This window comes from Methylophaga sp. UBA2689, from assembly GCA_002354555.1.
Lineage (GTDB): Bacteria > Pseudomonadota > Gammaproteobacteria > Nitrosococcales > Methylophagaceae > Methylophaga.
Genome location: DELT01000032.1, coordinates 1 through 8,791 on the forward strand (window position 1 = coordinate 1; position 8,791 = coordinate 8,791).

The 8,791-nt window shown below is 44.3% G+C and carries 7 protein-coding genes and 1 pseudogene; all 8 read right to left on the reverse strand.

Annotated elements, in window-relative coordinates; translation table 11 throughout:
• Nucleotides 1-4 precede the first annotated feature (4 nt).
• On the reverse strand, nucleotides 5-418 hold the full coding sequence (locus tag B3M51_RS03270; RefSeq protein ID WP_292756814.1) for a DUF2383 domain-containing protein: 414 nt from the start codon (nucleotides 416-418) through the stop codon (nucleotides 5-7).
• A 67-nt stretch (nucleotides 419-485) separates the two neighbouring features.
• Nucleotides 486-917, reverse strand: a complete 432-nt coding sequence (locus B3M51_RS03275; RefSeq protein WP_292480477.1) for a CBS domain-containing protein — start codon at nucleotides 915-917, stop codon at nucleotides 486-488.
• A 275-nt stretch (nucleotides 918-1,192) separates the two neighbouring features.
• Nucleotides 1,193-2,983 (reverse strand): sensor domain-containing diguanylate cyclase, encoded by a 1,791-nt coding sequence (locus B3M51_RS03280; RefSeq protein WP_292756816.1) that lies wholly within the window; start codon nucleotides 2,981-2,983, stop codon nucleotides 1,193-1,195.
• A 355-nt stretch (nucleotides 2,984-3,338) separates the two neighbouring features.
• On the reverse strand, nucleotides 3,339-3,878 hold the full coding sequence (locus B3M51_RS03285; RefSeq protein WP_292480481.1) for a glutathione peroxidase: 540 nt from the start codon (nucleotides 3,876-3,878) through the stop codon (nucleotides 3,339-3,341).
• Nucleotides 3,879-3,976: 98 nt separating this feature from the next.
• Nucleotides 3,977-5,629 carry an ABC transporter ATP-binding protein gene (locus B3M51_RS03290; RefSeq protein ID WP_292480483.1) on the reverse strand — a complete coding sequence of 551 codons (1,653 nt, stop codon included), beginning with the start codon at nucleotides 5,627-5,629 and terminating at the stop codon, nucleotides 3,977-3,979.
• Nucleotides 5,626-6,822 carry an ABC transporter permease gene (locus B3M51_RS03295; RefSeq protein WP_292480485.1) on the reverse strand — a complete coding sequence of 399 codons (1,197 nt, stop codon included), beginning with the start codon at nucleotides 6,820-6,822 and terminating at the stop codon, nucleotides 5,626-5,628. The genes B3M51_RS03290 and B3M51_RS03295 overlap by 4 nt, the downstream gene beginning before the upstream one ends.
• The gene (locus B3M51_RS03300) at nucleotides 6,815-8,197 is read right to left on the reverse strand and encodes an ABC transporter permease (RefSeq protein WP_292480486.1); all 1,383 of its coding nucleotides are present in this window, start codon (nucleotides 8,195-8,197) and stop codon (nucleotides 6,815-6,817) included. Before B3M51_RS03300 ends, B3M51_RS03295 begins: the two co-directional genes overlap by 8 nt.
• A 279-nt stretch (nucleotides 8,198-8,476) precedes the next feature.
• A pseudogene (locus B3M51_RS03305) lies at nucleotides 8,477-8,791 on the reverse strand (ABC transporter substrate-binding protein); the annotation flags it as partial.

Genomic DNA, 8,791 nt, shown 5'->3' on the forward strand with positions numbered 1-8,791 from the left:
GCGTTTAATGTGGCTCATGCAGATGATGAAGTGTTGTTTCAAGCCATTCTTTATGACGACGTTCGTCTGCCAAATGATCTTGCAAAATTGAATTAACAGGCTCTGGAAAAGTTTCTTCGACATTTTCCTTATAGAGGTTATTGGTCATAACTTCATTCAATTGCATGGCTTTCAAAATACCGTCATCACCTGCCAATTGGGCAATGTGTACGCTGCCATTGGTGAGGATTTTTTTCAAATCACCCTTCTCTGGTGGCGCACCACCCTCCTGGCAAACAATCTGGCTGAGGACGGCGATATGATTTTCATGATCCTGCATAAATACATTTAACTGATCTCTATACTGTGGATTTTCAAGTCGCTCAATGGCGGCCTGATAAGCTGAAAATAGCGTCATAATCCATTTCAATAAGATCATTCAATTTCTCAACAATATTTGATTTTTCCATGGTTTCACTCATGACAGTTTCCTTAATGAACCAATATTAATGAGTGGTATGGACGCCTTCTTTAATTCCCTTCAAAGCTTGTCCTACCTGGACAGAATTTAAATGTTGAGCCATATCACCAATACTGACGACGCCCACCAAATTATTTTCATCATTGAATACAGGCATTCTTTGAATCTGTTCATCATTCATCAGTATGGCCACTTCTTCAATGGTATTTTCTTCATGACAGGCAAGGACTTTTACTGTCATCACTTCATCAACTGAAATCTCTGATAAATCATTCACCTGCGCTACACCTCTGGTCACAATATCTCTATCCGTTATCGTACCGACTAAAGTATTGTCATCTGCAACCAGGAGAAAGCCGATATCCTGGTCTCGCATGATTTGCGCCGCTTCTCTGACCAGCGTCGAAGGCAAGATAGTTGTAACTTTAGTATTCATAATTTCTTTTACATGCATCATGGTTTATCTCCTTTGCATTGAGAGTTTTAATTTCTCTATCTGTAAGGAGTTTTGCAATGCATATGCCAACCTTTTGCTGAGCGCCTCAAAGCGCTCAATAAGCAAGGGTTATAATGTCAGTGGATAAAAATGGTGGGGAAATATAATAAAAGCTCTATAAAAATTTCATTTATCAGCAGTAATTTTTACCAGGGCTTTTAGTTGGACTATTACCTAAAAGAAAGACGTCTGAGGAATAATTAAAAACAATAGTGAATCAGCGTTAGAGAATAAAACTATCGTTCAGTTGACTTAACGTCATACATCCGCTTATCTGCAGCATTTAAAAGCTCATCTGCCGAGGTTGCATCCTGTGGGCAGGCAGCCATACCGATACTCGCCGAGACCGACAGGCTTTGCCCGTTATGAATTAGTGGTTGTTTGATGGTTTCAACAATGGATTTAATAACCCGTTGGGCCTGGCTTGGTGAGGTTTCGGGTAATAAAACTGCAAATTCATCACCGCCCAGTCTGGCTACGGTATCTGTTTCACGCAGGATACTGCTGAGCTGGGTGGCGGTATGTTTAAGGATCTCATCGCCCACATGATGCCCATAGTTATCGTTAATTTCTTTAAATCCATTTAAATCAATAAATAAAATGGTAAATTCACGTTTATTACGCCGATAGTTCTGTACCAGTTTATTTAAAAACTCAAAGAACATCAGACGATTGGGTAGTCCAGTCAGTCCATCATGAAAAGCCTGCCATTCCAGCTTAACTTCGGCCTCTCTTCTGCTGGTGATATCAATAATAAACGCCAGTACGTGTTTATCATCCAGGGCGGTTAGACGTTCCAGAAAATAATATTCCTTGCCGTTTAATATCAAAGGATATTCCAGTGTTGATGGTTCTCCAGTGTTTACTGTGTCAGCCATCATTGCGAGTTTTCTCTCTACCAGACCGGGGTCCAGCAGTTGTTTGATATTCATGCCATTTAATTTATCTGACTCAATTAATAACGGAAAACTATCTTCAACTTCATGGTCGATTATTTTGCCGTCCACCCGCATTGTCAGCAGTAAATCAGGCATCGCATCAATAATGGCTTTATTACGTTGATTAAGCACCGCTAACAATTTTCTGGACTCAATCTGTTTGAGCAGTTGGTTACCTAAAAATACTAATAACAGGGTGAAAACTATCAAAATGATGATATTTCGCGTCACCATCTGTTGTTCATATTGTTGTATTGATTGATCAGCAGAGGCACGGTTTTCAGCAACAATGGAAAACATTCCCCATTTCTCGATAAACTGAAAATCACACTGTGCATTATTATTTAATTGAACACGATGAATACCCAGCTCGGTAGAGGCCAGATATTTATGATTTTTGCATAAGCTGTAAATATCGCTTTTTTGCAGCCCTTCGTACATGCTTGATGACCAGATAAGTTTGCCGGATTGATCGGTCAAAACAGCAGAAATATTTTTGTTCCTGGTAATGTTTCCAAGCTGTGCAGTCAGATCTTCATTTTTAAGGGTCGCCACCACCACTCCCCTGAACTTATCTTCGCTATCCCGAATCGGATAGCTCATCATGATAGATAAAGCACTTTCCTGAATAATGGGTTGTCTTGGCGAGGAAATGAAAAAACTATTGTGTTCGTTTCGAATGTGCTCGGTAAAATAATCCCTTACCAAAATAGGCTGTGTATATCCGGGGTTGGTAGAAAATGTAATTACCCCATTGCTATCGGCAACGTATAGCTGCCATATAGTGGGATTTAGGTTTTTGAGTCTTTCAGCATAAGCCGCGACTTGCTGCGGAGCCTCAATACTCATAGCGCCAAGCTGTTTAAGGTTTGCTCCTACAAAAGAAAATTCTTTATCGATCAGCTCGGCTTGTAGCGCTGATAACATGCTGACCCGCTGGCTGATTTGCTCATTAATCGGATTTTGATAACCAGAAACTTGTTGGTGATAAAAATAACGCAGACTCATCGCACCAATAAACCACACAGCAAACAGAATAAACAATACAAGCGTACGGTTAAAAAATAATTGGTTGATATGTTTTGTCATATCTTAATGATATCGTCTTGATTGGTAAAAAACACTTAAAACTCTTTGTGATTCGGATAGTTGCGCACAGTTTCAAAAAATAATCAGCAAGCATTTATGTTGATTGATAAGTGAAAAATTAGTATTTAATACGATGTGTTTGATGAGGTTAGATTAGGAATAAGGATGATAGCTTTTAGTCGTTAGCTAAAACTCAAACGCATCTGAAAAACTCTAAATGTGATGAAATGTTTAGAGTGATTTTTAGCGCCTAAAGCAGCATACATATGCGTCTTGCACAAAAAAAGGCTTATCAAAAATAATCTTCTACTTTTAATAAGCCTTTATGGTTCATTAATCTCACATTATTTTCGAATTACAGTAATGACTCAATAGCATCTGTCACCTGTTTATCACTTGGCTTAACTTTACTGGGAAAAGCGGCAACGACTTTACCGTCGGCATTAATCAGGTACTTACTGAAATTCCAGCCAGGCTCTTCACTTTGCTTGTTAATTTCCTGAAACACCGGATTGGCTTTCTGACCCGTGACAAAACTCGGGGCAATCATGGTAAAGGTCACACCAAAGTTTTCCCGGCAAACCCGTTCAGCTTCGGCTTCATCTTTGGCTTCCTGGTTAAAATCATTACTGGCAAAGCCCACAACCATCAAACCACTTTCTTGATACTTCTGATGCAAGGCTTCAAGCCCTTCAAACTGGCGAGTATAGCCACAGTGACTGGCGGTATTAACAACAAGTAATGGCTTGCCATTGGCAACTTTGCAGAGATTTACCGTTTCATTGGAATGCAGTTTGGGCAGTTCATAATCGAGAAATTCAGGACAGGATTCAGCTGCCTGAACTGAAAAAGACAGCATTAAACCTGATAGTAACAGCACGAGAGTACGCATCATATAATCCTTGTAATAATCCACAGACTGATTACCCAACGGTAATCGTTATCAATGCAGACCAGTTTGAGCATCAAAAGTTGATGTTAAGGTTTTATTAATCAAATAGCGGAAGCCAGGTAGTTATCATCCAACCGTGGCACTGCATCCAGCAGGTTTCGAGTATGCTCATTCTGTGGCGATTTCATGATTTCCTGGGTATTACCGGATTCGACTAATTGCGCTTTATGCATCACCACCATGCGATCGGCCAGATAGTCCACTACGCCCATATTGTGCGTGATGAACAACATGCCAATGCCTTCTTCATCGACCAGCTGTCTTAACAACCGCAAAATACCGGCCTGCACGGACACGTCCAGAGCTGAGGTTATTTCATCACACAATATAAAGCGTGGTTCCAGCACTAATGCTCTGGCAATGGCAAGACGCTGACGCTGGCCGCCGGAAAACTCATGTGGATAGCGCCACAGACTATCGGTTGGCATTTCAACCCTGTCCAAAAACCGCGCTGCGATTTGAGTGCGTTCAGCATCGCTGCTGCCGATACCATGAACCCGCATCGGTTCGATTAACGTGGTATGAATTGGCAGACGTGGATTTAAGCTTGACCCTGGATCCTGAAACACTACCTGCATTCGTCTTCGAAGGGGCCGCATCGCTTTGGCGGATACCTGTGTTATATCCTGACCTTCAAGAAATATACTGCCGGATGTTACTTCCTGCAGACGTAACAAGGCTCGCCCTAATGTTGTCTTACCGCAACCTGACTCACCAACCAGCGCCACAACTTCTCCTGCGTTGACTTGCAGCGAAACGTTTTCAACGGCCCGGAAATGATCGACTACCCGACGCATCAAACCGCGACGCACTGGAAAATATACAGACACGTCTTTAACTTCCAACAACACTTTTTCTGGTTTCACCGGCCTGTCAGGTCTGGTCAGGCGCTCTGGTAATGCGGCTATCAGGCTCTGAGTATATTCATGTTGCGGATTACGTAAGATATCTGCCGTCTTACCACTTTCAACCAGTTTGCCTTTGCGCATCACCCCAACTACATCAGCAATTTGTGCCACCACGCCAAAATCATGGGTAATAAACAACATGCCCATTCCATATTTGGTCTGTAAATCACGCATCAGCTTGAGAATCTCAGCCTGTACTGTTACATCAAGGGCAGTAGTCGGCTCATCAGCAATCAATAATGCCGGTTCACAAATCAGCGCCATCGCGATCATCACCCTCTGGCGTTGGCCACCGGATAAACGATGGGGATACTCCCGAATCCGACCTTCCGGGTCCGGAATCCTTACTTCTGCCAGTGCTGCCAGAATCTTCTGTTTACGTGCTTCTTCATCCAGTTCCGGACGATGTATCAGCAACACCTCTTCCAGCTGTTCGCCAATCGTCTGCACAGGATTAAGTGAGGTCATTGGCTCCTGGAAAATCATGGCAACACGACTGCCCCGAACTGATCGCAGCGTTTCGTCGTCCGCATTGAGCAAGGCAATGTCAGGTAATTGTCCCTGAGGATCCGTTAACTGAATATGGCCATCAGGATGTCGGTAATGACCATGCGGTAATAATCCCATGATCGATAACGCTGTCACTGATTTTCCACTGCCGGATTCCCCGACCAGACAATAGGTTTGGCCGGCTTCAACAGTCAGACTGATATTGTCGACCGCCCGTAACCAGTTTTCGCCCTCACCCAGCTCTGTCACCAGATTTTCGACTTCCAGTAACTTCATGACTGCATACCCCGATTGGTATGGGGATCAACAGCGTCACGTAACGATTCACCCAACAGGTTATAGGCAAATACCGTCATAAAAATTGCACCACCCGGGAAAACGGCCAACCACCAGTTAAATGTCGAGGATTGCACGGCCTGATTAAGCAATTGTCCCCAGGAAGGATCATCGACTAACCCCAGACCAAGAAAACTTAATGTCGCTTCTGCCAGAATTGCTGATGCCACACCAAAACTAGTGGCCACCAGTAAAGGTGCCAGCCCGTTGGGCAACATATGACGAAATAAAATCGATCTCAGTGGTAAACCACTGGCGATTGCAGCCTGAACAAAATCCTGCTGCCGTAATTTAAGGAACTCTGCTCGCACATAACGTGCATAACCTGACCAGGCCGTTATCCCGATAATCACCATCATCATATAAATAGAACGGCCAAAAAAAGCGACGAATGACAGTAACAAAAATAAGGTTGGAATAGCTTCAAAGATTTCCACCAACCGCATGCCGATAATATCGACAATGCCGGAGAAGTAGCCCATCAGACCGCCAATAATGGTGCCAATAACCAAGGCGATACCGGTAGCGATAAAACCAATTCCCAAGGCAATACGGGATGCATGGATCATTCGGGATGCTACATCTGCCCCATTTTCGTCAGTACCCATCCAATGGGTTCGCTCGTTAACTGATAATGGCGATTCAATCCCGGTATCGGCGTAATCACGCAGGTAATCCTTAGCGGAATATGGAATCGGTGCCCGAATGATAGTGTCGACTTTACCTGCAGCTTCCATTTCGCGGTAATGTTCATATACCACCAGTACCGGCGGTGTTACGCTCGAGTAAGCAATAAATGACACCACAGCAATGCTGGCAATCCAGAATAGAATCTTTTTCCAGGCAACAATGGATAAGGCGGAAATCACCAGGGTTATAAAAAAACCACTCAGCCAGACCCAGTCCAGTGGTTCCATATGCTGCAGTAATGGGCTGGAAGCCTGTCCATCCACGACCATGTAAAGTGGATGACTGCTGGCCAGAAAGGGTGAAAAGGTAGCGATTAGCACTAACAGACCAATCCAGGCCAAACCGATTTTGGCGCTGGTGCGCTTTAACAGTGAAGAAACCACCTGCTGGGTCCAGGATTTAGACGGTTGCTTGACTGGAATATCGACGACTTGCTCAGTCATAACTGACCCTCGGATCAACAATTGCGTAGGCAATATCAGCCAGTAAATAGCCGACTAATGTCAGCAGACCGGAAATCAATGTGACAGATAACACCAGCTCACGATCACGGGTCTGAACAGCTTCTACTGCCAGTTTGCCCATACCATCAATACTGAAAATGCTTTCCACAATCACCGACCCTGCCAACAAACTGGGTAATAAGGTTGCTGAAACGGTGATTAACGGTAACAGCGAATTACGAAATACATGACGCCATAAAACGGCCTCTTCATCCACTCCTTTGGCCCTGGCAGTACGGGCATAATCAGCAGCCAGATTTTCCAATAGAGAAGAGCGGGTTAATTTGGCCAGAAAGGCCAGGCCACCATAAGAAAGTGCAATAACCGGTAATACCAGATGCCAAAGACGATCCAGCAGATAACCACCTTGAAGAATTTCCACTCCAAGTAACCGCGATATCGCCAAACCGAGTCCTACCGCAAAGGTACCGGTGACTACGATTCGAAGCGCAATATTATTGAGTCCAGCCAGTAATCTGAACAACATTGCCATTGAAGGAATCAATAACAGATGCAATAAACCAAACCATTCACCATGCAGATTAACCGCCATGGCGTAGCCTAATAAGCCGCCTACTATCAATCCAGCAAACTGGCGTGTTTTTAATGAAAAACTCACTGCAGCACTGATCAAGGCAACCGTTATCAAGGCCACGCATAACACGGTAATAAACACATCACCAAAGCTGCTGAATAATGGAAGAAATGTTTGATCAGCCGTTTCGCGACGCATAAGCCCCCCGGTTGGAAACCAGCGCCAGTATTGCTCTGAAGCAAAAAAGCCAATAAACAAAACACCGGCCAGCATACTCGGTACTGACCATAAGCCCAGCAGGAAAATATTGGAGGTGACATCAAATCGTCCTCCCCGTTGGCGAGCGGCTTGTACGCCGATACCAATCGCCAGGGCATAGATAAGCGGTATTGAAATAAGATTGAGTAATAAGGTGATTGGCAGTCGTTCAGCAATCATATCGGTGACCGGTCTGCCATAACGAAAACTCGTGCCGAGATCGGGGCCTTTCCAAAGTGAAAACTCACCAAAACTACCATCAGCTAATCTTTCAAAACCTATCGGTGAAATATTATTTAACCAACGGACATACTGCACCGGGGCAGGCTGGTCCAGACCATACAGTTTGTTGTAATAGTCCTCCAACGCTTGGCGGCTTTGCGGTTCCAGTTCCATACCATCGACCAACGACTGGGCACTGATGCCACCCGGAGCAGCAGCCATAACTGTAAACACGACAATGGTGATTCCGAGCAGCGTCGGAATCATCAGCAAGATACGGCGCAGCAAATAATTCAGCATGACTGTCTAGGTCCTAGGGTCTGTTTATCTTTCATAGCCACCACTGCTGGAGGCTATTTTTTTGTCCTACAAGGCGGAAATGATGCAATGTAATTGTTCTACATAAGTCATTTTCAACGCCGGAGGGCGGAAAAATAGCCCCAGCCCTGCGGGTTGAGGCTGAAAATGCGCTACTCTTCGTTGCTCGTCGTTTATTTAGAGTCACTAAACTGCTCTCCTCGCGCCTTGATTAGTGCATTTTCAGTCACAACAGAGGCGGCTATGAAAGATAAACAGACCCTAGCGACTATGCTGCAGTTCGGCCGGGACATATATCTCGACCGGGACAGTCATCAGGTTGAGACCCAATGCGGTTTTTTCCAGGTTATGGATGCGTCGGTCAATAAAGGCCATGGTATTGCGACGAAACAGAAAGGTATAAGGCTGATCCTGCACCAGAATCTTCTCTGCCTGATGCCATAAATTCATGCGTTTTTCTTCATTTACTTCACCACGAGCTGCATCAATGATGGCATCCAGTTCAGGATTTCGGTAATTGATAAAATTATCGCCACCTTCAACAGTTTGGCTGGAATGAAACATCTGATAGATGTC

Excerpts from the sequence above, each read along its gene's own strand:
- B3M51_RS03290 (WP_292480483.1), bottom strand. The coding sequence starts at position 5,629 with ATGAAGTTACTGGAAGTCGAAAATCTGGTGACAGAGCTGGGTGAGGGC.
- B3M51_RS03275 (WP_292480477.1), bottom strand. The coding sequence starts at position 917 with ATGATGCATGTAAAAGAAATTATGAATACTAAAGTTACAACTATCTTG.
- B3M51_RS03270 (WP_292756814.1), bottom strand. The coding sequence starts at position 418 with ATGATCTTATTGAAATGGATTATGACGCTATTTTCAGCTTATCAGGCC.
- B3M51_RS03295 (WP_292480485.1), bottom strand. The coding sequence starts at position 6,822 with ATGACTGAGCAAGTCGTCGATATTCCAGTCAAGCAACCGTCTAAATCC.
- B3M51_RS03300 (WP_292480486.1), bottom strand. The coding sequence starts at position 8,197 with ATGCTGAATTATTTGCTGCGCCGTATCTTGCTGATGATTCCGACGCTG.
- B3M51_RS03280 (WP_292756816.1), bottom strand. The coding sequence starts at position 2,983 with ATGACAAAACATATCAACCAATTATTTTTTAACCGTACGCTTGTATTG.
- B3M51_RS03285 (WP_292480481.1), bottom strand. The coding sequence starts at position 3,878 with ATGATGCGTACTCTCGTGCTGTTACTATCAGGTTTAATGCTGTCTTTT.